At 62.3% G+C, this 22,601-nt stretch carries 23 protein-coding genes and 1 pseudogene; 11 read left to right on the plus strand and 13 right to left on the minus strand.

The window, feature by feature from the left end; all coding sequences use genetic code 11:
* The 10 genes from AC3EDY_RS14930 to rfbF all read right to left on the minus strand — a co-directional run bounded on the left by AC3EDY_RS14930 (position 1) and on the right by rfbF (position 11,526).
* The gene (locus tag AC3EDY_RS14930) at positions 1–972 is read right to left on the minus strand and encodes a glycosyltransferase family 2 protein (protein ID WP_488573293.1); all 972 of its coding nucleotides are present in this window, start codon (positions 970–972) and stop codon (positions 1–3) included.
* On the minus strand, positions 969–2,105 hold the full coding sequence (locus tag AC3EDY_RS14935; RefSeq protein ID WP_488573294.1) for a GumC domain-containing protein: 1,137 nt from the start codon (positions 2,103–2,105) through the stop codon (positions 969–971). Before AC3EDY_RS14935 ends, AC3EDY_RS14930 begins: the two co-directional genes overlap by 4 nt.
* The gene (locus tag AC3EDY_RS14940) at positions 2,105–4,003 is read right to left on the minus strand and encodes an SLBB domain-containing protein (protein WP_488573295.1); all 1,899 of its coding nucleotides are present in this window, start codon (positions 4,001–4,003) and stop codon (positions 2,105–2,107) included. The genes AC3EDY_RS14935 and AC3EDY_RS14940 overlap by 1 nt, the downstream gene beginning before the upstream one ends.
* Positions 4,004–4,118: 115 nt before the next feature.
* On the minus strand, positions 4,119–5,108 hold the full coding sequence (locus tag AC3EDY_RS14945; RefSeq protein WP_488573296.1) for an NAD-dependent epimerase/dehydratase family protein: 990 nt from the start codon (positions 5,106–5,108) through the stop codon (positions 4,119–4,121).
* Positions 5,109–5,115: 7 nt separating this feature from the next.
* A complete protein-coding gene (locus tag AC3EDY_RS14950) occupies positions 5,116–6,858 on the minus strand; it encodes a thiamine pyrophosphate-binding protein (RefSeq protein WP_488573297.1) in 1,743 nt (580 codons plus the stop codon).
* Positions 6,855–7,571 carry a hypothetical protein gene (locus AC3EDY_RS14955; RefSeq protein WP_488573298.1) on the minus strand — a complete coding sequence of 239 codons (717 nt, stop codon included), beginning with the start codon at positions 7,569–7,571 and terminating at the stop codon, positions 6,855–6,857. The genes AC3EDY_RS14950 and AC3EDY_RS14955 overlap by 4 nt, the downstream gene beginning before the upstream one ends.
* 4 nt (positions 7,572–7,575) lie before the next feature.
* Positions 7,576–8,280 (minus strand): hypothetical protein, encoded by a 705-nt coding sequence (locus AC3EDY_RS14960; RefSeq protein ID WP_488573299.1) that lies wholly within the window; start codon positions 8,278–8,280, stop codon positions 7,576–7,578.
* A gap of 32 nt (positions 8,281–8,312) precedes the next feature.
* A complete protein-coding gene (gene rfbH, locus AC3EDY_RS14965) occupies positions 8,313–9,662 on the minus strand; it encodes a lipopolysaccharide biosynthesis protein RfbH (protein WP_488573300.1) in 1,350 nt (449 codons plus the stop codon).
* Positions 9,659–10,750, minus strand: coding sequence for a CDP-glucose 4,6-dehydratase (gene rfbG, locus AC3EDY_RS14970; protein WP_488573315.1), 1,092 nt, complete (start codon positions 10,748–10,750; stop codon positions 9,659–9,661). The genes rfbH and rfbG overlap by 4 nt, the downstream gene beginning before the upstream one ends.
* A complete protein-coding gene (gene rfbF / locus AC3EDY_RS14975) occupies positions 10,741–11,526 on the minus strand; it encodes a glucose-1-phosphate cytidylyltransferase (protein WP_488573301.1) in 786 nt (261 codons plus the stop codon). Before rfbF ends, rfbG begins: the two co-directional genes overlap by 10 nt.
* Before the next feature lie 412 nt (positions 11,527–11,938).
* Here rfbF and AC3EDY_RS14980 point away from each other — a divergent pair, with 412 nt between their 5' ends.
* The 3 genes from AC3EDY_RS14980 to AC3EDY_RS14990 are packed head-to-tail and all read left to right on the plus strand — an operon-like array spanning position 11,939 to position 13,775.
* On the plus strand, positions 11,939–12,436 hold the full coding sequence (locus AC3EDY_RS14980) for a hypothetical protein (RefSeq protein ID WP_488573302.1): 498 nt from the start codon (positions 11,939–11,941) through the stop codon (positions 12,434–12,436).
* Entirely contained in the window at positions 12,433–12,885 is a 453-nt protein-coding gene (locus AC3EDY_RS14985; RefSeq protein WP_488573303.1) for a phage holin family protein, read from the plus strand. Before AC3EDY_RS14980 ends, AC3EDY_RS14985 begins: the two co-directional genes overlap by 4 nt.
* Positions 12,882–13,775 carry a DUF3618 domain-containing protein gene (locus tag AC3EDY_RS14990; RefSeq protein WP_488573304.1) on the plus strand — a complete coding sequence of 298 codons (894 nt, stop codon included), beginning with the start codon at positions 12,882–12,884 and terminating at the stop codon, positions 13,773–13,775. Before AC3EDY_RS14985 ends, AC3EDY_RS14990 begins: the two co-directional genes overlap by 4 nt.
* A gap of 388 nt (positions 13,776–14,163) precedes the next feature.
* Here AC3EDY_RS14990 and AC3EDY_RS14995 read toward each other — a convergent pair whose 3' ends face one another.
* Positions 14,164–14,646: a cupin domain-containing protein gene (locus AC3EDY_RS14995; RefSeq protein WP_488573305.1), complete on the minus strand. Its 483-nt coding sequence runs from the start codon at positions 14,644–14,646 to the stop codon at positions 14,164–14,166.
* Between the two features lie 284 nt (positions 14,647–14,930).
* On the opposite strand from AC3EDY_RS14995, the gene AC3EDY_RS15000 reads away from it, so the two are divergent.
* The 6 genes from AC3EDY_RS15000 (at position 14,931) to AC3EDY_RS15025 (ending at position 19,486) form a co-directional block, all read left to right on the plus strand.
* Entirely contained in the window at positions 14,931–16,265 is a 1,335-nt protein-coding gene (locus AC3EDY_RS15000) for an alginate export family protein (protein WP_488573306.1), read from the plus strand.
* A 324-nt stretch (positions 16,266–16,589) separates the two neighbouring features.
* Complete coding sequence (locus AC3EDY_RS15005; RefSeq protein ID WP_488573307.1) at positions 16,590–16,967, plus strand: TonB-dependent receptor plug domain-containing protein; 378 nt, start codon at positions 16,590–16,592, stop codon at positions 16,965–16,967.
* A 145-nt stretch (positions 16,968–17,112) separates the two neighbouring features.
* The gene (locus AC3EDY_RS15010; RefSeq protein ID WP_488573308.1) at positions 17,113–17,415 is read left to right on the plus strand and encodes a hypothetical protein; all 303 of its coding nucleotides are present in this window, start codon (positions 17,113–17,115) and stop codon (positions 17,413–17,415) included.
* A 196-nt stretch (positions 17,416–17,611) separates the two neighbouring features.
* On the plus strand, positions 17,612–17,929 hold the full coding sequence (locus AC3EDY_RS15015) for a nuclear transport factor 2 family protein (protein ID WP_488573309.1): 318 nt from the start codon (positions 17,612–17,614) through the stop codon (positions 17,927–17,929).
* 27 nt (positions 17,930–17,956) lie between these two features.
* Positions 17,957–19,069 carry an LLM class flavin-dependent oxidoreductase gene (locus AC3EDY_RS15020; protein WP_488573310.1) on the plus strand — a complete coding sequence of 371 codons (1,113 nt, stop codon included), beginning with the start codon at positions 17,957–17,959 and terminating at the stop codon, positions 19,067–19,069.
* Between the two features lie 36 nt (positions 19,070–19,105).
* The gene (locus AC3EDY_RS15025; protein WP_488573311.1) at positions 19,106–19,486 is read left to right on the plus strand and encodes a Rieske (2Fe-2S) protein; all 381 of its coding nucleotides are present in this window, start codon (positions 19,106–19,108) and stop codon (positions 19,484–19,486) included.
* Positions 19,487–19,548: 62 nt separating this feature from the next.
* Here AC3EDY_RS15025 and AC3EDY_RS15030 read toward each other — a convergent pair whose 3' ends face one another.
* A complete protein-coding gene (locus tag AC3EDY_RS15030) occupies positions 19,549–20,262 on the minus strand; it encodes an alpha/beta family hydrolase (protein ID WP_488573312.1) in 714 nt (237 codons plus the stop codon).
* A 184-nt stretch (positions 20,263–20,446) separates the two neighbouring features.
* Between AC3EDY_RS15030 and AC3EDY_RS15035 the strand changes: the two genes are divergently transcribed.
* Both AC3EDY_RS15035 and epsC read left to right on the plus strand, forming a co-directional pair.
* Positions 20,447–21,316 carry a shikimate 5-dehydrogenase gene (locus tag AC3EDY_RS15035; RefSeq protein WP_488573313.1) on the plus strand — a complete coding sequence of 290 codons (870 nt, stop codon included), beginning with the start codon at positions 20,447–20,449 and terminating at the stop codon, positions 21,314–21,316.
* A 121-nt stretch (positions 21,317–21,437) separates the two neighbouring features.
* On the plus strand, positions 21,438–22,397 hold the full coding sequence (gene epsC / locus AC3EDY_RS15040) for a serine O-acetyltransferase EpsC (RefSeq protein WP_488573314.1): 960 nt from the start codon (positions 21,438–21,440) through the stop codon (positions 22,395–22,397).
* 88 nt (positions 22,398–22,485) lie between these two features.
* On the opposite strand, the pseudogene AC3EDY_RS15045 reads toward epsC, so the two are convergent.
* Positions 22,486–22,601, minus strand: a pseudogene (locus AC3EDY_RS15045) (electron transfer flavoprotein subunit alpha/FixB family protein); the annotation flags it as partial.

The raw sequence follows: 22,601 nt of genomic DNA on the forward strand, positions 1-22,601 counted from the left end.
TCAGCCCTCGCAAGTGTATTCGGGCGGGAAATTCACCCGCTCACGCTCAAGCACCAGCGGCTGGTTCCGGGTCCGTTCCGAGATCAGCCCGACCTGCACTCCAAGCAGACCGAAGAACAGGAAGGTCAACGTCATCTGGCCTTCCAGCAGCGCGGCGAACAGCCAGAACTGCCACGAACCGTTCCAAAGCGGCGACAAGGCTGCGCCCGCAAGGCTCGCCAAGGTGATCAGGCCGAACAGGAAAGCCACATAGAGTGGCGCACGCAGCATGCCCTTCGAGGACCCCGCCAAACCATTGAGAGCGAAATCGAGCAGCGTGAAGAAGTTGTTCTTCGAGCGGCCTCCGGCGCGTGCCGGACGATCGAAGGGGATCGTCTCGATCTTAAATCCGGTTTCCACCAGCATGCCGCGCACGAAGGGTTCAGGTTCATTGAGTCGCTTCAGCGCATTGACGACCCTGCGATCGTAGATGCCGAAGCCGGTGGCGTTGGGAATCACCGGATAGTCGCCGAACCGGCGCTGGAGGCCGTAGGAAAGATTGCGGAAGAAGCTCAGCATCATGCCGCTCTTCTCGATCTTGCGCACCCCCAACACGATCGGGGTTCCCGCCCGCCAGCGGCGTACGAATTCCGGCAGCAGCGCGGGTGAGTCCTGGAAATCGGCGCACATCGAGATGACCGCGCGGCCGCCCGCTTCGTAAATGGCGTGCGTGGGCGAACGCATCTGACCGAAATTGCGCGTGTTGACGATCAGCTTGATGCGCGGATCGCGGGCGCACATCCCCTTCACGATTTCCACGGTACGATCGGAGGATTCGTTGTCGATGAAGATGATGTCGAACTGCGCGTCGACGCTCTCCATCTCGGCGATCACCGCGGCTGCTATCGCTTCGGCATTCTCCTCCTCGTTGCGGCAGGCAATGCACACCGTCACCTCGGGCGCGGTCACGAGGTCATAATCCCCGCGGCTCACTCACTTGCCTCCCGAACATCGTCGCTTGATGTGCGCATGCGGCGCGGCGATACTTGCGCACCGAGCGGCGGCCGCAGACGGTAGAACTCGATCGCAATCCACAACAGGACCAGCGCGAGCGCGGCCGTCACTAGCGGCCAGCGGTATTGCCGCTCAGTCGAGACGTAGGGCTGCTCGAGCAGGCGGATATTCGCTGTCGAGGTCAACTCCTCAACCGTCGTGCCCTGGAGATAGCGAAGGTAATTGGCGTAAAGCGAACGTGAAAGGTTGAGTTCCCGTTCCAGCTCGAAGATCTTAGTCGATACATTAACCGCCTCGCCGACGGTACCGGACTGGCTCGCGGGGCGGCTGTCGAGAGCCAGGCGCAGCTGCGCTTGAAGCGCGTCGCGATCCGCCTGAAGTTGAATCACCGTAATATTGTCGGACGTGAACATCCGGCTTGCTGCCGCGATCTTGCGGTCGGTCTCGTCAATGGCGGCGCGCAAGCTCGGGACCTTTTCGCCGAGGATCTGAACCGAACGTCCGGGGTCGGAATAGCCATTGCGTAAACGGAAATCATCGAACTGCGACTGCGCCTTGGATAGCCGCAAACCAGCATCGGCAACCAGCTTCTCGAGCACTACGCGCTTGTAGTTTGTCTGCCGCAAAGTAATCTGCGCCAGCTCGTAACGGGTCGCGTCAGTGAAAGCGGTAACGATATCCTGCGCGAGCCTGCGATCGGTGCTGTCCATCTGGATAAGGATGATGCCTCCCCTGAGGGAACGCATCACCAACTTGTCTTCGAGCCAGCGGTGCAGATCGATCCGCGCCATGCCCAGCCGCTTTTCGAGGCCGAGCTTGTCGATCACCTTGTCGCGGGTGTAGATGCTCGTCCCGATCCTCAATGCCACCTCAACATCGGCCTGTTTGCCGAATACCGAGTTGAGCGCACCCAATTGTCCAAGCGTGTCCGAGAGCCCAAGGGTTGACGGATCGGCAGGGGTAAGCGTCGCTTCTGCCCGGAATTTTTCGGGAAACACCGAAAAGGTCAGCAGAACGGCCGCCGGCAGGCCAAACAGCACCGCCCGCTTCCAGAACCGATCGAGAGGCTGCAGAGCGGCGAGACGCCCGATGGCGGAGTGGCGCGGGGTCATCAGTCGATCGCCGCCACGGTAGCAGCTGCAATGCCGAACTGGAACAGAATGGTCGATACCTGGGCAATTTTGGCGAGAATGTCCCGGGTCTGCGTGCGCACCGGCACGAAAACCACGTCACCGGGCAGCGCCCGAGCCTTGAGCGCTCCCCCGGATCGGGTCAGGACGCTGCCATTGGCGCGAACCACGAAGATATCACCCCGATCGGCAGCGCGCATCATTCCTCCAGCCAGCTCGAGATAGTCGCGGATGCGACGCGGCTTTGATTCGTCGAGCTGGAAAGAGGCAGGGCGATAGACGGCGCCGAACACCCCAACACTGGTTGGCCGGGGCGGGATCAGGAGTCGATCGCCGTTTTCCAGCAGCAGATTGCCCGGCAGGCCTTGCGCTTCGGGTTGCAGCTCAAGCACAAGACGGCCGTCAGGCTGCGCCTCACGCAACTTGGTGAGCGTGGCCCGGGCGGCAAGCAACTGGGCTTCAGCCCGTCCGCTGTTGATGCTGCTGTCGCTCGTGAGCGGTGCCGTTGCGAGTGCCAGTTCGAACAGATTCAGTGCTTCCTCAAAGCTCTTCTTCTGTTGCTCCATAATGCTCTGACGCTTGAACTGGGTGCCGAAGATAAAGGCGCGCGGACTTGGCCCGCCGGCAAGCCGCAGCAGGTCGGGCAGTGGCGTATTGGGCATCACGTAATAGTTGCCGGGCTTGGCTACCTCGCCCTCGATCCGCACAAGCACGGACTGGCGATCGACCGACCGTACGAGGTTCCCTTCGGGCAGGACTTGAATTATGTCCCCGGGGCGCACTCGCGCCGTGGCCAGTTCCGCAGCCGGAACCACCCTGGGCCCCGGTGTTCCGTCAAGATCGGTGCTATAGACGATCACGCGGGTCGTTTCGGCAAGTTCGTCGGCCCCGCCAGCCATGCGCAAGGCATCCGCGATCGTTTCACCGCCGCGCAGCTCGAAAACGGCTTCGCGTCTCACGCTACCCCACACCGCGATCTGCGGTGCTGTCGGCGGGATGACGATCACATCCTCGTTCTCGAGCACCGCATCGAGCGACCGGTTGCCGTTGATCAGGATTTCATAGAGATCTATATTCGCGATCTCCGCGCCGTTTCGCACGAGCTTGGCACTGCGCCAACTGCCGCCCGATGCCGGGCCACCGGCCTGGAGAATAGCGTTGAATGCGGTCGACAGGCTGCCCACCGAAAAGGCGCCAGGGTTCACCGCGAAGCCTGTGACGAAAACCCGCAGGCCGCGCAGCTGCGTGGTGCGCACACCGACACGGAAGTTGCGGAACTGCGTGCCGATCGCGCGCATCAGGACGCTTTTCAGATCGCCCTGACGGACGCCGGCGAGTTGGATCTCCCCGACGGAGGGCAAGAATATCCTCCCATTCTGGTCGACCGTGCGCTCCACGCTTCCCTCGGCCGATCCTGTGAGAGAGATCGAAATCGTGTCGCCGACGTTGATCCGGTAATCAGACGGGATCGTCGCGTCAGCTGCGCGTGCGAAATCGCGATCGCTCGGAAGAACGAGGTCGGCTCCGAAACGCTTGAGGGGCCGCCCGATAACGCGCGCCACATAGAGCTCGAACTCGTTCGGTTGCGCCACCCGAAGTGCGGCCGGCGAGCGATCGAGAACCGTGCCGCGGGCGCGGTCGTCGCCCTGTTCCTCGCGGCGCATCGCCTCGTCGCGAATGCGCGATGGTTCGAAGGCGGTTGAACGCTCAGGCTCATTATTGCTTCGCGACGCTTCGGGAGTTTGCGATTCACGATCCGAGCGCGCGGCACGGTCACGATCCGTCTCGCTCGCGTCCGGAACAGTCTGCGCAAGCACCGGGGCTTGTAGGGCGCTGAGCGCGAGGCATGCGATGAACGTGGCGAGATTGATACGAAACATAGGGACTCGCAAAGGATCGATGACAACGGCGGGAGGTGCGTTCAAGGGTGAGCTGTGCGACTACTGCATGCTCCCGCTCGGTTGGTACGCGTGGTAGTCATTCCTGCACGCCATGTCAGCCCGAATCGCACTGGTAGGCGAGCGAAACGGTCGTCTCGCGTATCTGTTGCCCTAGCGACACAGCTGAGATGCCCGCAGCTTTCAGCATCGAGGCATAAGGCTCGGGAGAGCCGGCATAGACGTTGTCGTTGTCCACGGTGACGGGCGCGCGCTCGACGCTCCCGCCCAGCTGTAGCGCTACTTCAGCAGCGACCTCGGCCAGTTCCAAAGGCAGTCCGCCGCTATCGTATCGGTAGACGGAGTAACCTGATCCCTGCAGAGACTGAACGAGTACCAGTGACACAAGTTCACGGATTGCGACATAGCTGCGCACCACTCGCATCGGTGCATGAACGGCGATCGGGCGATTGGCCAAGGCGTCAATGATGAAGCTCGCCAGGGCATATGTGTCGTGCTTGTTGATATAGGGGCCGGACAGACTGTAGATGCGCGTGATTATGGCTCGCCTTGAGGTGTCAGCCGCTGCCCAGCCGGCGAAGCGATCCTCGTCTTCTCGCTTGAGCGCACCATAAAGACGCAGATCCTCGCTTGCCTCCGGATCGTCCGCGTAAGCAGCGGCGCCGGAGGACGCGACGAACACCCGGTCGACGCCGATCGGATCGAGCGCGCGATAGACGGCTGCCGAAAGCGCGCGATTGGCTGCGCAGTATTCATCCCGGTCCATCCCCGCGACCTTGTCCTTGGTCAGAAAAGCAAGGTGAAAGAGCACCGTCGGCTGGGAAGGTAGTTCGGCCAGTTCGCTCAGCGGGCGCTGTTCGACGCTTATGCCGTCCAGGAGATCGATGATTCGGGCCGAGGATCCGAAAGCCACGACCCGAGTGGCGAAAGCCTCCCTGCCCAAGGCCGTATGAAGACCGCGCATTGCGGCGCGCCCGATCCAGCCGCCCGCTCCGACGATCACGATCCGGCGCCCATCGGCCTTGAGGCCCGCAATTGCCGCTGGATCAAGCGCCGTCGCTGAAGTCAGATCGGGAAGCTCACGCATGGGCAAATCATGCGATGCCGAGGGGAGAGAGATAATCGATTTCTGGCGTCATCCGATCGATCGGATTGGACTCCATCGATCCGCTCTCGGTCACCCGGCTGCTGATCTTCGGGAAGTAGGTTTGTTCGGGATCCACCGGAACGATGAAAGCGTGAAGCCCCTGGCCTGCCATCGCGGCGAGGAAGTCGGCATCCTGGGTGAAGTTAACCGGCAGGCGCATCACCGGGATGTCCCAGGCAGCGAACAACTTGTCCCACGACGGCAATCCGAGGCCTGAGCGAGTGTCACAGCCCAGATACTTCCCGCCGAAATAATTCTTCTGCGTCATGCGTATCGAGGCGTGGCCTTGATCATCGAAGATGAACATCTTGAGGTTCAGGTCGTTGATTCGCGCGGTGCCCAGCTCCTGCAGGTTCTGCGCGAACCCGCCATCGCCCTCGATAAGGATGGTGCGCCGCCCCTTGCCCGCGATCGCCGCGCCGATCGCCCCCGACAGGCCATAGCCCATCGAGGCAAGCGACTTGTTGGTGATAAGCCGCTGGCCGAGCTTCTGCTGGAAAAGCTGCATCGACAGCGTGAAGGCGCTCCCACTCGAGCAGGGGATCACCAGATCCTTTTCGTTGGTCAAGGTTTCGAGCCCGACGATGAAGTCGTAAGGCGAAAGGTAGCCCTGCCCGGTGTTGTTGACCGCCTCGACTCGCGGCACGGCGGCGCGAATGCGACGCGCCTGGCGCAGCCATTCGGGCTTGGACTGCACCCCTTGCTCCAGCATACGCCGCAGGAAGTCGTTCGCATCGGCATTGATGGCCATGTCAACGCGTGGATGGCCCTTGGCCAGCTCCGCGGGGTCGATCTCGACCTGGACGACCTTCGCCTCACGCCCGAATTCCTGCCAGTTGAACCCGGTCTGCTGGAGCCCTAGTCGCGTTCCGAGTGCGACGATGAGGTCCGCTTTCTGGATGACGATATTGGCGCTGCGCTGGCCCCAGGTGTTGGGGCGGCCAAGGTAATAGGGCGCCTCGCCATCGATGCGGTCGGCGCCGTTGTAAGTCGTCATGGTCGGCAGGGCGAGCGCATCGAGAGTTTTCCGCAGCGCGTCCATTGTGGCGAGTTCGATCCCACCGCCGACTAGCAGCACTGGGCGCTCGGCACCATTCCAGAGCCGCGCCACTTCGACTACCGTTTCTGCGCTTGCCGTGGCAAGAACCGGGGCGGGGATTGCCGGAAGCGGTTCCTCGTTCCGCTGCGCGGCCTGCACGTCCAGCGGGAATTCGATGAACACCGGTCCCTTGCGCGGAGTCCAGCTCGGCTCGATCATCGCGAGGAACTCGGCTGCCGATACCGGCTGCTCGAGCCGCATCGAAAGCTTGGTCGTGGACTGCATCAAGGCCACGCCGTCGATCTCCTGGATCCCCCGCGAACGCAGTTGGCCGCGCGCAAGATCGGCGGTCTTCACCTGCCCGCCAATCACCAGCAGTTCGCGGCTTTCCAGCCACGCACCGCTGATGGCCGTAACGATGTTGGTCTGTCCCGGCCCGGCGGTGACGAGCGCCAGCGCCTTGGCAGGTGCGGCGACAAGGTTGAAATACTCGGCCGCGATGCCGGCGGCGACCTCATGCACCACCGGAATTCCGATAAGATAACGGTCGAGGCTCTCGGTGAGGTGCATGATGTTGCCCCCGCCGACGTAGAAGTAATGCGTATAGCCTGCCGCAGCCAGCCAGGCGCCGATCTGATCGGAGTATTTCATGCCGCGCTTCTTTCGCTCTGGTTGTTGGACAGGGCAAGCAGCGAGCGGAAGATCGTCATCACCTGGTGATCAGACAGGCTGCCAGGCGTCGAGCGGTCATAGCCCCAGTCGGCATGAAGCGGCAGGTGCACCGCCCCCTCGAAGGGTTCGAGATGGCTGTTCATGTCATCGAGATATACCGCGAGGTGCACGCCCTTCTCGAGCCAGCCGTTCTCGCGCGCGACCGCCAGCTTGCTACCGCACCGCCGGATGTCCTCCTGCCCGAACACCGGAATAACGTCGGCGTCGTGGAATGCCAGGGTCTGCCTGATCGACTTTACGTTGCGGGTCGACAGAATCGCGAACTGGTCGGGATGGGCGAGGAGCAGCGGCTTCAGGCGCAGGAAGAAATCATAGGGCGGCATCAGCTTGGGCCACTCTTCGTCCGCCATCAACTCAGCGCGTGCCGCGAAGAAATCGCGCGCGAAATCCCAGTCCTCCTGTTCTGCTGTCACGTGCGGCAGGGTATCGCGCGCGGTAAAAGCGTGGCGAGAGAACAGGCGGCGGTATTGCCAGGCATCCGTGACGACGGTGCGATACCCGAGGAATTCCTCGTAGTCGACGTCTTGCCGGTAGAGATCATTGCCGGCCACTACTCTCTTCGAGACGGTATATGCCTCGTAGGCGCTGTTGAACAGCACGCCGTCGAAATCGAGAATGAAAAGGACGTCCATCGCGTTACATCCGCGCTCGGATCTGGACCAGCCGATCGTCGGCTGCTGTAGCGATGGCACCGTGGTAGCGCGACTGGAGTTCGAGCAGCGCGGTCTCTACCGCAAACGCATCGGCAAGCGCACCCTCTTCCAAGAAATCCTCGGTAGCCATGATGCACTTGCGCGTTTCCACCGCCGCGACGAGATCACGAAGCTCAGCATCCTGCTCCAGCAAGGTACGGGTCGCCGTGCTGATGGTGCCCCCCATGGTGGTGGGCAGGCCACGCCGTCCCGCCGCGCGCGCAACATGTTTCACCATAGCGATCGTCTGGTCGCATTCCACGCCCTGCCCGCCGAAACTCGCCGTCAGATCGGAACGCCCGACCGTCACCTCGGTCAGCTCGGTGCCCGCGTCGAGCAATTCTTCGATCCGTTCGACCGCATTGCGTGTCTCGACGGTCACGCCGACATGGTCGAACGCGCCTTCGGGGAGCATCGCCATGTACTTGTGCATGGCGAAACCACTCTCGATCATCGGTGCGACGACCTGGCGGACTCCGATCTGATGAAGAAAACGGATGTCGGCCTTGGCCTCGCATCCACCGATCTTGACCAGGTATCCGACGCCATGCCGCGCGGCGAAGACGACCTCGGCGGCGAGCGTGTCGCGCGCCAGGGCCTCTGCTTCGAATTCGCCCTTGAGCCCGGAAATTCTGTCGAAGTTCAACATGTCTGACTGTCCCGAATGGATTGGAGCTATCCTCAGCGCCGCACGAACTTGGTGATGGTGTCAGTCATGTAGCCGATTTCGGCCTCACCGAGCCCCGGATAGACCCCGACCCAGAAAGTGCGCTCGGTGACGATGTCGGAATTGGTGAGTTCGCCGACTACGCGATAGTTGCGGGCCTTCATGTAGGGCTGCCGCGTGATGTTGCCGCCGAACAGAAGACGAGTCCCGATCTTCATGTCGTTGAGGTGCTTGACGACATCGTCGCGCGTGAAGGTTGCCCCCTCGCGAACGGTGATCGGGTAGCCGAACCAGCTCGGATCCGAGCGCGGGGTCGCCTCGGGAAGGATCAGCACGTCCTCCAGCGGGCGCAGCAGCTCGGTGATCAGCTTGAAGTTGCGGCGGCGGGCGGCCACGAAGTCCTCGAGGCGGTCCATCTGCGCAAGACCGACCGCAGCCTGCATGTCCGTGATCTTCAGATTGTAGCCGCAGTGGCTGTAAGTGTACTTGTGGTCATAGCCGAATGGCAGGTCGCCGAGGCGGCGGCAGAACCGCTTGCCGCAGGTATTGTCTACCCCCGGCGCGCACCAGCAATCACGACCCCAGTCGCGCATGGATTCCATCACCCGCTTCAGACGGGGCTTGTCGGTGAAAACCGCGCCGCCTTCACCCATGGTGATGTGGTGCGCGGGATAGAAGCTCAGGGTTCCCATGTGACCGAAGGTGCCGACATGCTTGCCGTCGTAAGTCGCGCCGAGCGCGTCGCAGCAGTCCTCGACCACGAAGAGGTTGTACTTCTCGGCTACGCGCATCACCTCGGCCACGTCGAAAGGGTTGCCGAGCGTGTGTGCGATCATGATCGCGCGGGTCTTCTCGGTGACCGCCGCCTCGATCATCTCGGGCTTGATGTTGTAGGTCGGGATGTCGACGTCGACAAACACCGGCACGATCCCGTACTGCAGCGACGGGTTGATGGTGGTCGGGAAGCCCGTGGCGACGGTGATCATCTCGTCACCAGCCTTGAGCGCATCGTTGCGCAGGTAATGGCTGGTGAGGGTCGAGAACGCAACGAGGTTCGCCGACGATCCCGAGTTGACGGTCAATGCGTGATCGACGCCGATATACTTCGAGAGGCGTGCTTCGAACTCGGTGTTGAAGCGACCGGTGGTCAGCCAGAAGTCGAGCGCGCTCTCGGCAAGCAGTTGCATGTCCTTGGGCCCATAGACTTTGCCCGACACCGGAACCACGCTCTTACCCGGCACGAAGGCCTTGGGCGCATGGTGCACCTCGGCATACTGCCCGACGAGATCGACGATCAGGTTGCGGAATTCCGCCTCGCTGAGATCGCGCAATTCCTGGGGGCCCGAAGGGATTGGCCGGTTCATGCAGATTCACTTTCTTTTGATAGCGTGGCGTTCATCAGCGCCTGGTAGGAAGCGAGCTGACCGCGAGAGATGGAAAGGGCATCCGCACCGTTCGCGACGGCTTGATGCCAATCGATGATATGGTTGATAGTCGTGCCAAGATCAAAGCTTGGTCGCCAGCCAAGGTCCGCGTACGCCTTGGAACAATCGAGCGTGAGAAGCTTCGCCTCGTGCTTGGCGCTGTCCTCGACCACCTCGTAGGAGCCCCGGCCCCAGCGCTCGATCATGCGCTTGACGATCCACAGCACGGGCCGCGCGTCGCCCGGCGAAGGACCGAAATTCCATGCGGAGGCGACCGAGGCATCGCCCGTGGCGAGCCGCTGCGCGATGAGGAGATAGCCGCCCAGCGCCTCGAAAACATGCTGCCAGGGCCGCAATGCGCCGGGCGAGCGGATCACCACCGGCCGACCCGCCACCACCGCACGGACGATGTCCGGAACCAGTCTGTCCTTGGCCCAGTCGCCGCCGCCGATCACATTGCCCGCTCGTACCGAAGCAAGCAGGGCGCCCGCCGAGTCATTGAAGAACGACTTGCGCCACGAGGCAATGACGATCTCGGCCGCGGCTTTGCTCGCACTGTATGGATCATGCCCGCCGAGGGGATCGGTTTCACGGTAGGGCCATACCCATTCGCGGTTTTCATAGCACTTGTCGCTTGTCACTGCGACAATAGCCTTCAGACCCGGCTGGCGGCGACAGGCATCGAGCACATGTGCCGTGCCCTGTACGTTGGTAGCGAAGGTTTCGCACGGCTCGTCGTAAGACAAGCGCACCAGCGGCTGGGCCGCAAGGTGAAACACGACCTCGGGGCGCGCTTGCAGCATGACCTTCTCGACAAGGGCCGCATCGCGGATATCGCCCTCGACGCTGTCGACGAGATGGTTGATGTGTGCTTGTCGAAACAGGCTCGGATCCTCTGCCGGCAGCGCAAAGCCCGTCACCTCGGCGCCCAGTTCGGCAAGCCAGAGCGCCAGCCACGCGCCCTTGAAGCCAGTATGTCCGGTCAGGAAAACGCGGCGCCCGCGCCAAAAATCCGGATCTACCAGCATTTCCAAGGCGCACCCTTGTTCCAAAGTTCCTCGAGATGGAGCTTGTCGCGCAATGTATCCATGGGCTGCCAGAAGCCGGTGTGATGGTAACCGTAAAGTTCGCCGGCGCTGGCAAGCCGCTCCATCGGCTCACGTTCCCAGGTGATCGCTGGCCCCTCGACATAATCGTCGAGCACGGAAGGGTCGGCGACGAAAAAGCCACCATTGATAAGCCCGCCGTCGCCCGCTGGCTTCTCGCGAAAGCCTGTCACCTGGTGGTCGACGAAATTGAGCGCGCCGAAGCGTCCCGGCGGCGCCACGGCCGTAACCGTGGCCTTGCCGCCGTGCGCGCAGTGGAACTCATAAAGCTTCTTCACGTCTATGTCGGCAACGCCATCACCATAGGTAAAGAAGAACGGCTTACCGTCGGGCAGGTATTGACGGATCGCCTTCAAGCGACCTGCGGTCATCGTCTCCAGTCCCGTGTCGACAAGCGTGATGCGCCAACCCTCGTTGCGATTGCGGTGAACCTCGGTCGTGTTCGCGGCAAGATCGATCGTCACGTCTGCCAAATGCAAAAAGTAATTTGCGAAGTACTCCTTGATGACATAACCTTTATAACCCAAGCAGATAATGAAGTTTTTCACGCCGTGAGCGGAATAGATCTTCATGATGTGCCAGATTATCGGCATGCCGCCGATCTCGACCATCGGCTTGGGACGGACGCTCGTCTCCTCACCTAGTCGCGTGCCAAGGCCCCCCGCCAAAATGACGGCATACGTATCACTAGAAATCATTCGAGAGTGACCTCAGCGGATGCAAACTGGACAGTATATTTCGAATGGACCGACATAGTACATCGTCCGGCCCGGCGGGCGGCCTTCTAGACAGGACTCCCGGTTGGCGCAAGAGGGGGGTAAGTACCTGTAACCGAACGGCGATGGCATATGTTGCAGAAAGTCAACTGGTGCTTGCAACGAGGCGGCCGGGCGCGGCCTACTTCCGATGCCGGCGTGGCGAAATCGCTAGATATAAAACATTTTGCCTGCCCCACCTGCGGGGTCGGAACTATCGGAAGGGGCTTGGCGGATCGCCATATGTCGCCTCTTCGCCCGATATAGCGGCATTCAAAGCAACGCAGGATACAGCCACGGAACTGCCTGCATCCCGAGACCATTGCGACGGGAAATGCAATGCAGGAGATCAAGCATGGCAGTTACAACGAGCGAGCAAGGGAATCTGGGCGACGCCCTGCGCGACGACACCCGCACTATCGCCGCAAACGCCAAACAGCGGCTCTATGGTGAAATCGACGCCCGCAAAGGCGGCGCGTCGCAACAGGTCAAGGCCGTATCTTCAGCGCTGGACCGCGCCGGCAGAGAGCTTGGACAGGAAGGACCGTCGTGGTTGCGCGCGACATTCGAAAGCGCGGCCAGAGCCGCACAGAATTTGGCGGACACGGTCGAGCACAAGGATGCGCGCACGATTTCCAGCGAAGTCCAGCAAATCGCGCGCAACCATCCGGGCAGCTTCCTGGCCGCCTGCGCCTTTGCCGGATTTGCGGCAGCGCGCGTGATGCAGGCGGGCGCCAGCAGCGGCACGGCCGCAACCTCTGCCCGTCAGGAGCAGGAACGCGGAACGCCGCAATCGTTTGCGGGCACTTACGCGCCATCGCCTGCCTCGTCCGCCGGAGCATCGTTGTCATGACCGACACGCGCACTTTTCCGACGGAAGCACCGCATGTGACCGGCCAACCCGAAGGCAACGACAATCTGTTGGATCTCATCCGCCAGTTGACGGGCCAAGGCGCGCATCTGGCAGAGCAGCAACTGGCACTCATCAAAGCCGAACTCCACCAGTCCGCCACCGAAGTCAAAACCGGGATAGCGGCGCTGATCGGCGCGGCGGTGGTCGGCATTGCCGGGCTCGGCGTCGTGCTGATGGGGCTTGGCTATCTGCTGGGCGATGCTCTCGACGATCTCAAGCTCGGCGTCCTTATCGTCGGCGGGGCCACACTGCTGGTCGCCCTGGTGATGTACGCCGCCGCGCGCAGCAAAATGAACAGCACCCAGCTTACCCCGGACCGCAGCCGTGAAACCCTTGCCCGCACGCCCCAGGCGGTGCGCGGCGACCTGAACCCGGAGCACCACGCATGACCGACACCACCCAAACCCACGATCCCGCCGCCATCGAGCAGGACATCCGGCGGACGCAGGAAGAAATGAGCCGCACCGTTGACCGGATCGGAGACCAGTTGACGCCCCGCAACCTGCTGAACGCGCTGCTCGACAAAGCCGAAAGCGGCAACGTCGACGGGCGCATGCTGCTCGACGGCGCACGCCGCAATCCCGTCGCGCTGGCGATGATCGCCTGCGGCGGGATCTGGCTGGTCAGCGAGCACGATGCGAAACTGCCGTCGTTCCGGCGGGACAGATCGCACCAGCAGCCAGAGCAGGACTTTCCCCACCGAGACTATGTGGCGCATATGCAACAAGTCGAATGGCGCGATGGCGAAGATCTGGCCAGCTACCAGCGCCGTCGCGATATTGCCCGGGGCAATTTCTTCATGTGCGAGCGCCGCCACGACGAGGATGAAGCGGGCTGGCGCCAGCGCCTGGACGGATTGACCGAAACGCTTGGTCAAAAACGCCAGGCCCTGGCCGACCAAGGTGGCCAGATTGCCAGCTCGGTGAGTGACAAGACCCGCTTCGGCGTGGCGTCGGTGAGCAATGCGGCCGGCACGGCCAGCACGCGAGCCCGCGAGATCTTCCTGGACAATCCGCTGGTCGGAGGCCTCGCCGCAGCGGCGATCGGGACTCTCCTGGGAACAATCGTGCCCTTGACGGAACCGGAACAGGAAAAACTGTCTGGCGTAGGCGAAAAAGCCCGCGACCTTGCCATGCGGGCCAAGGATGAAGTGACCGGTGCGGTGAACGAACAACTCGCGGGCGAGGAAGAGCAAAGCCCGCAAGGTACCCGCCCGGTCGAACCAGTCGGCAACGCACAGTTCCACCGGGTCGATGCCGAGTCGCCGTTCGTCGCGTAACACCGGCAGCCGGCTCGGCACTGCCAGCGGATGAAACCAGACGTGATTCCAGGGGGCGCGGCCGCAACCTGGAATCGCTCTTTGGCAAGGCTGCGGTGCAGGCCGCGACGCCAGCAAAACCAGGCGATCCGGGCGATGTCCGCAAGCGTGACAATTCCGAAACGCCAACGGTAGACGGCGACACTCACGGCAGCCAGAAGGTGACGATGCGCCGATCAAGCATGCTACTGGAACTCCAGAAGCGCCGACGGAGCGGCCCGGGCCTGCTTCTGGCCCGGCGCGCCCTGATCGCAGGCCACCAGACCAGACGGCTGCTCCGCACCCGGCAATGGCGCGTCGGCAACTGCTGCGATCCGCGATCGATCAGCTTGCGGCCCCCCCCGGGAAGTCAGGGTTTTTCCGATCCGACGGGCGTTCCCGCGGACGCCGGACGGCTGTTGTCGTCATATACCGTAGACCATGGGCCGGTGGCCGTGCCGATGATGATCGTGTCTTCGTCAGCGCCGTCGAAATGGACCGTCCCCGCTGGCACGATCAGATAGCTTCCCGCGCGGTAGGTTTGCGTTGCCGACCGGTCTCCAACGGCCCCAAAACCGATTCTTAACGCACCCTGCACGACAAAAACGCGCGCATCGGCAGTGTGATAGTGCGGGGAATCCCAGACGCCTGCCGGTATGTGGAATGCATAGGAAAATGCCTTTCCGGTTTTGTCCCGCACACCTTCCAGCAATGCGAACTGCGTGCCGTTCGGTGCGGCGGCCTGCCAGCGGATTTCCGATGGCCTGACGGCATAGGCAACCGTTTGGGCATCGGCGGGCAGACCGCTGAAAAGCGCTGAAAGCAGTATGACGAGTTCGTGTGGTCTGTGCATTTCGTTTTCCTTTCCGGCCGATTATCCCGGAATCCCGGGAGCGGACGTCCCGCTTCTTGCGGTCGAATCCCGATGCTCGGCGTGGGTCAGGCATCGATGCGCGAAGGACGTCGGCACCGCTTGAATTCTTTCTGGCAATGTTGCATCAGCGAACAGCGCCGGGGCAGAGCAACCCCCCGGTAAAGCGCAGCGCGCGCTCAAGTGTTGCTTCATTGATCGGTCTTTTGGCTGCGGTGGAGCGTATCTTGAAGTCGTTCAGCCAATCTTTCGCTGCGGCGCTTTGCTTGTTTTCCGGCGTCGTTCATCACGCCCGTGCCGAGGCACCTCACCTGCAAGCCTTGCTGGGCAATCCTGACAACCTGACGGTCAGCGGCAGCCTGCGCTTGCGCTATGAAACGCTGACGGGTCAGCCGCGGATCAACCTGCCGCCGACAGACCGGCAGATCGCCTTGCGGACGACTCTCGCCATCGAATACAGGCCGGCACCGAACGTCCGCCTCGGAGCCGAAATGTTCGACAGCCGGGCATGGCTTGGCCGGCCGGGCAGTTCCATCAGTGCAAACGATGTCAATGCGCTCGAACCTGTGCAGGGCTATGTCGCGGTGGATTTCGCGCCGGTGAAAGGCGTCAAAGCCACGGTGGAGGCCGGCCGTTTCATCCTGAACCTCGGCTCGCGCCGGCTGGTGGCGGCGGACGACTATCGCAACACCACCAATGGCTACACCGGCTTGCGCGCCGATCTGAAAATGCCTGAGGGCATCCGCGCCACGCTGATCTATACCCTGCCCCAGATCCGCACGCCCGGGGACCAGGCCTCGGTGCTTGCCAACCGTGCCGCGCTCGACAAGGAAAGCTTCGATCTGCGCTTGTGGGGCGGGCTGGTCTGGCGCCCCAGAACCCTGCTCGGCGCGACCGCGGAAGCATCGTATTTCCGTCTGCAGGAACATGACAGCCCATTACTGGCAACCCGCGACCGCAATCTGCACACCGTCGCTGCCCGCCTGATCCGCGAGCCCAAAGCGGGAAAGCCCGATTTCGAAATCGAGGGGGCCTGGCAGTTCGGCACCGTAAGCGAAAGCCTGAGGCCGGATGCGCGTCGGCTCGATGTCGGTGCCTGGTTCATTCACGCCGATGCGGGATACATGTTTCCCGGGCCTGCCCGGCTGCGCCTGTCCATCGAATACGACCGTGCGAGCGGCGACGGACCCAGCCGTTCCTATGGCCGGTTCGATACGCTGTTCGGCATGCGCCGCGCCGATTTCAGCCCTGCCGGGGTACTCGCCGCAATTGGCCGCAGCAATATCGACAGCCCCGGGGTGCGCGCGGAAATCGCGCCGCACAAACGCCTGGACGCGTTCCTCTCCTACAGACCGATGTGGCTTGCGGAAAGGACCGATTCGTTCGCCTCCACCGGCGTCCGCGATCCCGGCGGAAAATCGGGCTCCTTTGCCGGACATCAGATCGACGGTCGCGTGCGCTACTGGCTTCTCCCGGCGTCCTTGCTGACCGAAATCAACGCTTTCTGGATGCCGAAAGGGCGATTTCTGTCAACCGCCCCCAATGCCCCGCACACACCGGATACCACCTATGTCAGTACCGCACTGATCGCCACGTTCTGACGCAGGCCCCCTGCATGCCCTCGTCAACGCTGCCAGCATCATGGCGCTGGCAGCGCTTGCGCGCGCGACACCGGCGCCGGACCAGGCGGGGAAATGAATTTGTTTGGCAAAGTTCATCGCGGCATCCTGATGTGTCTGCAAGGTATTGAGACGTAAAATGTCCCAAGCACTGCAGGAGGGGAGGATACCGATGAAAATTTTCGGTGCCAGAGGTCGCGCATAGCGGCCTGTCTGCTTTCGACGGCTACTTTTGCAAATCCGGGTAGTGTCACAGCTCAAGCTGCTGACAACGAAGCAAGCGCCACAAAAGTGCCAGACATTATTGTGACAGCACAGAAACGCGCGGAAGGTCGCCAGGATGTTCCGATCGCGATCACGGCGATTACGGCAGAAGCGATCGAGGCGCACGGCATCCGCAACGCGGCGGACATCGCGCAACTGACACCCAATCTGCAAGTCGATGCAGGGCGCTCTTCCAATGATGTCAAGATCTCGCTGCGCGGCATATCTTCGGCCGGCATCATCATCGGTCAGCCCGAAAGCGTCGGCGTCTATGTCGACGGCGTCTATGTCGACGGCGTCTATTACGGCGGGCGCTCGCTTGCCAATCTCGATTTCTCGAACATGGAACGGATTGAAGTATTGCGCGGCCCCCAGGGAACGCTGTTCGGCCGCAATACAATAGCAGGGGCGATCAGCTAAACCACCCGCAAGCCCGGCAACACGTTCGGCGCGCGTTTCGAGGGCAAATATGGCAACTATGATGCCTATCGCGTTCGCGGCAGCATTGAAGGGCCGATCGTGCGCGACGCCCTGTTCCTTGGTGCCTCGGGCACCTATCTGAAACGTGACGGGTTCCAGCGCAATCTGGCGGGCGGTGCCGGCGCGCCGGCGCAGGACGCGACCGAACTGGGAAGCGGCTGGGCGACGCTCGCCATACACGATCGTCAATGCCGATATCGGTGTCGACAATGGCCGGTTCGGCGTCACGTTCTTTGCCCGCAACCTTTTCGACCGCAACTATTTTGTGGCGTTTGGCGATAGCCTGGCCCTTTACGGATCGCCAGGTGCGCCAACCTATATCGCCGGAAATCCGGCGCCCTCCGGACTGCGCGCCACCCTGCGTTTCGGCACGCGGGCTGCCCGGTAAGCCAATCCCGAGACGCGGGCGACTGCTGGTTTGCAGTGTGGTCGCGATAGGTGCCCTGCCAATTATCGTAATGTCAATGGCCATTGCGATTATAATTCGAATTATTAACTCCTCTGGCCGATTTTTAAGTCTGGATAGTTTTTTCTACAGCGGCAAATATCCAGTCCATTGTTTCGGCCAATTAGGGAGTGGGTAAATGCAAGACAATTTGGCACTGGTAAATCGTTTCATGGCATCGACCGCAGCGAAAGACTTTGAAGCAGCGATTGCATGCTTTTCCGAAGACGCCGTTGTTCAGAGCCCGATGGGGCCGCAAAAAGGCAGGAAGCAAATTCTCGACGGCCTCAAGATGATGGCCTCGATGCCTGCCCCGGCCGCCGCGGCACCGCCCGAACCGCGTATAGAAGGTGACGATATCGTCATGGACATGAAAACGCCAATGGGCGCTATCCGCATGACGTTTTCTTTCAAAGACGGCCTGATCTCGCATCAGGCGATCAAGATGGGCGGCTGAAACCAGGCATCGACAAAGGAAAAGACGATGGAATTCTCTACGTATATGTCGCCCATCTCGCCCAGCCCCGATCAAGACAAGGCGATTCTCGATAATCTGGTCGCCAATGCGCTGACGCTCGAAAAGGCTGGCTTCCGCTGCTTTTATCTGGGCGAACATCATTTCAGCAATTATTCGACTTATTCGAACAATTACATGATGCTGACTCATATCGCCGCGAAAACGGAGCGCCTTTTTGTCGGCACGTCGGTCACCACGCTGCCTCTGCATCATCCGGTCAATCTTGCCGAAGACGTCAATCTGCTCGACAATCTGTCGAACGGACGTTTCGTGTTCGGAATCGGCTCGGGCGGCATCCCGTTCGAACAGATGGGTTTCGGGATCAGCATCGACATCAAACCCGCCGACGAAGCGCTCAAGATTCTCAACACGGTCTTCGATCTGTGGGAACTGGACGAGGAAAAGACCGCCGAAACGCCTTACGAGTTCGATACCGGGCTCTACCGCGGCAAAGTGGTGGGGCGGATCATGCCCCGCGCGCTCACGCGCCCGCATCCGATCATCAAGCGGGCCTGCCAATCTGAATCGGGCGTGCGCATGGCCGCGCGCAACGGCTGGCCGGCTCTGCTGTTCCCCGTGTTGATGGGCGGCGACCCGTGGCCGAAATTCATTGCGTGGTGGGACTTGTACCGCCGCGGCCTGGAAGAGGCGGGCCATGACGACGAGACGATGGAACGCTGCCTGAAATGGTCGAGCCCCTATGTCATGGTCGAAGTGGGCGATGATACCATGTCGGCCGTGCAATCCATGATGGGCAGCATGATGACCTACGGCGGTTGGGTGCAACGGCAGATGATGCTCGAACAGCGCCATCTCGGCCGCAATCCCGTGATGGAATCGACCGGGGGCAGCCCCGGCGACATGGCCAGCGCGCCAGGAGAAGGCTTCCCCCCTCCACCGGAGCACGGCCTGACGATCGGCACGCCGGAACAGATTGCCAAAGGTCTGAAGGATTTCCGCGATCTGGGTTTTCAGGAAACGATCGTCGGCTTCGGCATGGGCGTATTCGACGAACACCAGCGAGAGCGCAAGGATCGTTCGATCGAGCGCTTCACGAACGAAGTTATGCCTTTGATGTAATTTATTTTTATCTGGAGACTGATAATGGCTCGTGTCATGAACGATTTTCCGCCGCCTCGGCCGGTCAGCCTTGGCGACGCCGAATACGGTATTGCGCCAGGCACCGAGATCGAAGGCGCCGGCGCGATGGCAGTCGGCGATGTGATAACCGCAAAGCTCGGCGATACCAGCGTGATCGTCCGGCGCCACGACAATGGCATCGACGTTTTTCTGAACCGTTGCCCCCATATGGGATCGCCGCTCGATCTGCGCGGCCCCAACAAGGTGCTGAACGACGCGGGTACGCATTTCTTCTGTCCGCGCCACCGGGCCGATTTCACGCTCGATACCGGCACGGCCATAAACGGTCCCTGCATCGGCCTGCATCTCGTGCCCGTGAAGACGACATTGGCAGAGGGCACGCTGCGCACGGCGTGACCATCCCAGGCGCCGGCGCCTGCGGTATCGCTTCCCGATGCCGTTGGCGCCGGTCCGCTGCCTCAGGGTGCCCGCATCGCCGCCTCGTGCAGGCGCATCACCGCTGCCCACACCGTGGCGAATTGGGCATCTGCCAGCCCATGATAATCATGATCGCTTTCCAGCGACACGATGATGCCGGTATCGGGCATGAACCGGCCGGACGCGGCCGGATCGCCCCCATAGGCGTCTTGCCGCCCCTGGATCACGACCAATGGCCTGGTTATGCCGCGCAGGTGCCGGGTCCGATAGGGCTCGCGGTTTCGCTCGGGATGCCGGAATGGATATCCGATACAGGCAATGCCGGCCACCTTGGGATTGGTGGCGATGCGTGTGGCGGCAATCCCGCCGGCGGAATGGGTGATCAGCACAACGCGATCGAACGGGATCCGGCGCACGAAACGATCGAGTTCCTGCGCCGCGATCATCCAGTGGGGCAGAACGGCAGCTTTGAAAAAATCGCGCCGCTGCGCGCCGGCCCAGGCCAACCAGGTCTTGATCACATAACGCAGCACGCGCCGATCCAGCCTGTGGCCGAGGCCGGTGCTTCGGGCAATCGCGGGCCAGGCCCGGGCCAGGCGGGCGTTGATCCGCTCCGACGCACGATGGCGTTCGGATTCGAAAAAGAACACCGGGTATCCCTGCTGCGCCAGCCCGCGCGCGATCCTGGTCAGGATGTCGGATCGCTTGGCCCTGTTGCTGCGTTCGGCAAACACGAACGCGCACGAATGGTTCATGGTCGTTGGCACCAGGCTGGATTGCAGGTTTCCTTGGGAACCGAACCGCATCGCCTGTCAAGATACCGGGCCTGTCAAGATACCGGGCCTGTCAAGATACCGGGCCTGTCAAGATACCGAGATTGCCGCCGCGCCTCCGGCATGGCAGGCAAACCGTTCCCGCGTGCCGTCGACAGGAGCCTGCATGCCCGAAAAGCCCCCGATCGGTCGCGACACGCGCCTGTGCATGTCGCTTTCCGGGCGTCCCGGCAATGCCGGATCGCGGCTGCACAACTATCTTTACCAAGCGCTGGGGCTGGATTTCATCTACAAATCCTTTTCCACGCGCGATCTGCCGGCGGCGGTGGCGGGCATCCGCGCGCTGGGCATTCGCGGCAGCGCCATCTCCATGCCATTCAAGGAAGCCGTGATTCCCCTGCTGGACAAGCTGGAGCCCTCGGCCCTTGCGATCGACAGCGTCAATACCATCCTCAACGACGACGGATGCCTTACCGGCTACAACACCGATTATACCGCCTGCCGCCAGTTGCTGGAGGCCGGACCTGCCGATCCGGCGCGGCCTTTCGTGCTGCGTGGCAGCGGCGGCATGGCCAAGGCCGTGGTGGCCGCTCTGCGCGATGCCGGTTTCACGCAAGGAACGATCGTCGCCCGCAATCCGCTCGCCGGTCCGGCGCTTGCCCGGCGCTATGGCTTCGCCTGGTCGCCGGAGTTGCCACCGGGCGGGGCACCCCTGCTGGTCAATGTCACGCCGCTGGGTATGGAAGGCAGCGACGAGAATGCCCTTGCTTTCCCCGCCGCCATGATCGCCGACGCCGAGGTGGCTTTCGACGTGGTGGCCCAGCCGGCGCAGACGCCGTTTATCGCGATCGCCCTCGCGGCTGGAAAGCCTGTGATTTCAGGTGCGGAGGTGATCGTGCTGCAGGCGATCGAACAGTTCGTGCTCTACACCGGGATGCGCCCTGAGCCGGACCTGGTGATCGAGGCGGCCCGTTTTGCCCATGGCGATGCCACTGCGGCGCGGCTGGCCGCAGCGGGGCTGGCACCGAGGATGTGACCGGCCGCCGCGGCCCGGGACAGTCCGCCCCCCCGCGACAATCGCCATTGCCCCCCTTTGCGTGGCGGGGGTCCATCCTATATGATGCGCCATGGCCAGGCTGCCTCTGGCACAAAAGGACATGAGGGATATGGGCAAGGCCGAGATGGAATTTCCCGAGCCGCCGTTTGCCGTCGACGATGTGGTTGCACGGTTGCGCGGCGCGCGGGAAAACTGGCGCGATGCCCGCAGCAAGCGGGGCGATTATGGTGCCGTCGGTTTCCCCTCGCGCCATGCGCTGGGCCGGATCATCGATGTTCTGGCCGCCGCACTCTTTCCGTTGCGTCTCGGCCCGGCCGAAGTGACGGCCGCCAACGAAGATATCTTCGTCGCCGCCAGCCTGCAATCGGCGCTGCCCCTGCTCGCCGCGCAAGTGCGCATGGAACTGCATTACAGCCATCCGCAGGATGACGACGCGACGATCGAAAGCGACGTGGAGCGGATTGTCGGCACGCTCGCAGCGCGCCTTCCCGAAATCCGCCGCCTGCTCGACAGCGATGTCGAAGCCGCGTTCGACGGAGACCCGGCAGCCCGCTGCGTCGATGAAGTGCTGCTGTGCTATCCTTTTGTCACGGCCGTGCTGCATCACCGCGTCGCGCACGAACTTTACAAGCTGGGCGCGCCCCTAGTGGCCCGGATCATTGCCGAAATCGCGCATTCCCGCACGGGGATCGACATTCACCCTGGCGCCACCATCGGCGAACGCTTTTTCATCGATCACGGCACCGGGGTGGTGATCGGCCAGACGGCAATCATCGGCAAGCGGGTGCGGATCTATCAGGCCGTCACGCTGGGTGCCCGCAGCTTCAGCACCGACGAAGAAGGCCGCCTGGTGAAAGACGAACCACGCCATCCGATCATCGAGGACGACGTGACGATCTATGCCGGCGCCACGATCCTGGGCCGTGTCACGATCGGGCGCTGCTCCGTCATCGGCGGCAATGTCTGGCTCACCCGCTCCGTTCCCCCGGGCAGCCGCGTACGCCAGACCCAGGCCAGCGTCACTGTGGAAGCCGGCGATCCCTGCGATCCGTGCGACTGATCGTCACGGCGTAAGACGGCCGCTCGTTTGATGCGGCAGGAACGCACGCCAAAAAGCACGGCAGGGCCAAATGACCCTGCCGTGCCGCTCAGAGCTTGCTCACCAGTTCGGGTACGGCAGTGAAGATGTCGGCCACCAGGCCCACGTCGGCCACCTGGAAAATCGGTGCGTCCTCGTCCTTGTTGATGGCGATGATGGTCTTGG

Source organism: Novosphingobium sp. DS6-6, from assembly GCF_057784975.1.

Excerpts from the sequence above, each read along its gene's own strand:
- AC3EDY_RS14935 (WP_488573294.1), bottom strand. The coding sequence starts at position 2,105 with ATGACCCCGCGCCACTCCGCCATCGGGCGTCTCGCCGCTCTGCAGCCT.
- AC3EDY_RS14940 (WP_488573295.1), bottom strand. The coding sequence starts at position 4,003 with ATGTTTCGTATCAATCTCGCCACGTTCATCGCATGCCTCGCGCTCAGC.
- AC3EDY_RS14945 (WP_488573296.1), bottom strand. The coding sequence starts at position 5,108 with ATGCGTGAGCTTCCCGATCTGACTTCAGCGACGGCGCTTGATCCAGCG.
- AC3EDY_RS14950 (WP_488573297.1), bottom strand. The coding sequence starts at position 6,858 with ATGAAATACTCCGATCAGATCGGCGCCTGGCTGGCTGCGGCAGGCTAT.
- AC3EDY_RS14955 (WP_488573298.1), bottom strand. The coding sequence starts at position 7,571 with ATGGACGTCCTTTTCATTCTCGATTTCGACGGCGTGCTGTTCAACAGC.
- AC3EDY_RS14960 (WP_488573299.1), bottom strand. The coding sequence starts at position 8,280 with ATGTTGAACTTCGACAGAATTTCCGGGCTCAAGGGCGAATTCGAAGCA.
- rfbH (WP_488573300.1), bottom strand. The coding sequence starts at position 9,662 with ATGAACCGGCCAATCCCTTCGGGCCCCCAGGAATTGCGCGATCTCAGC.
- rfbG (WP_488573315.1), bottom strand. The coding sequence starts at position 10,750 with ATGCTGGTAGATCCGGATTTTTGGCGCGGGCGCCGCGTTTTCCTGACC.
- rfbF (WP_488573301.1), bottom strand. The coding sequence starts at position 11,526 with ATGATTTCTAGTGATACGTATGCCGTCATTTTGGCGGGGGGCCTTGGC.
- AC3EDY_RS14980 (WP_488573302.1), top strand. The coding sequence starts at position 11,939 with ATGGCAGTTACAACGAGCGAGCAAGGGAATCTGGGCGACGCCCTGCGC.
- AC3EDY_RS14985 (WP_488573303.1), top strand. The coding sequence starts at position 12,433 with ATGACCGACACGCGCACTTTTCCGACGGAAGCACCGCATGTGACCGGC.
- AC3EDY_RS14990 (WP_488573304.1), top strand. The coding sequence starts at position 12,882 with ATGACCGACACCACCCAAACCCACGATCCCGCCGCCATCGAGCAGGAC.
- AC3EDY_RS14995 (WP_488573305.1), bottom strand. The coding sequence starts at position 14,646 with ATGCACAGACCACACGAACTCGTCATACTGCTTTCAGCGCTTTTCAGC.
- AC3EDY_RS15015 (WP_488573309.1), top strand. The coding sequence starts at position 17,612 with ATGCAAGACAATTTGGCACTGGTAAATCGTTTCATGGCATCGACCGCA.
- AC3EDY_RS15020 (WP_488573310.1), top strand. The coding sequence starts at position 17,957 with ATGGAATTCTCTACGTATATGTCGCCCATCTCGCCCAGCCCCGATCAA.
- AC3EDY_RS15025 (WP_488573311.1), top strand. The coding sequence starts at position 19,106 with ATGAACGATTTTCCGCCGCCTCGGCCGGTCAGCCTTGGCGACGCCGAA.
- AC3EDY_RS15030 (WP_488573312.1), bottom strand. The coding sequence starts at position 20,262 with ATGAACCATTCGTGCGCGTTCGTGTTTGCCGAACGCAGCAACAGGGCC.
- AC3EDY_RS15035 (WP_488573313.1), top strand. The coding sequence starts at position 20,447 with ATGCCCGAAAAGCCCCCGATCGGTCGCGACACGCGCCTGTGCATGTCG.
- epsC (WP_488573314.1), top strand. The coding sequence starts at position 21,438 with ATGAGGGATATGGGCAAGGCCGAGATGGAATTTCCCGAGCCGCCGTTT.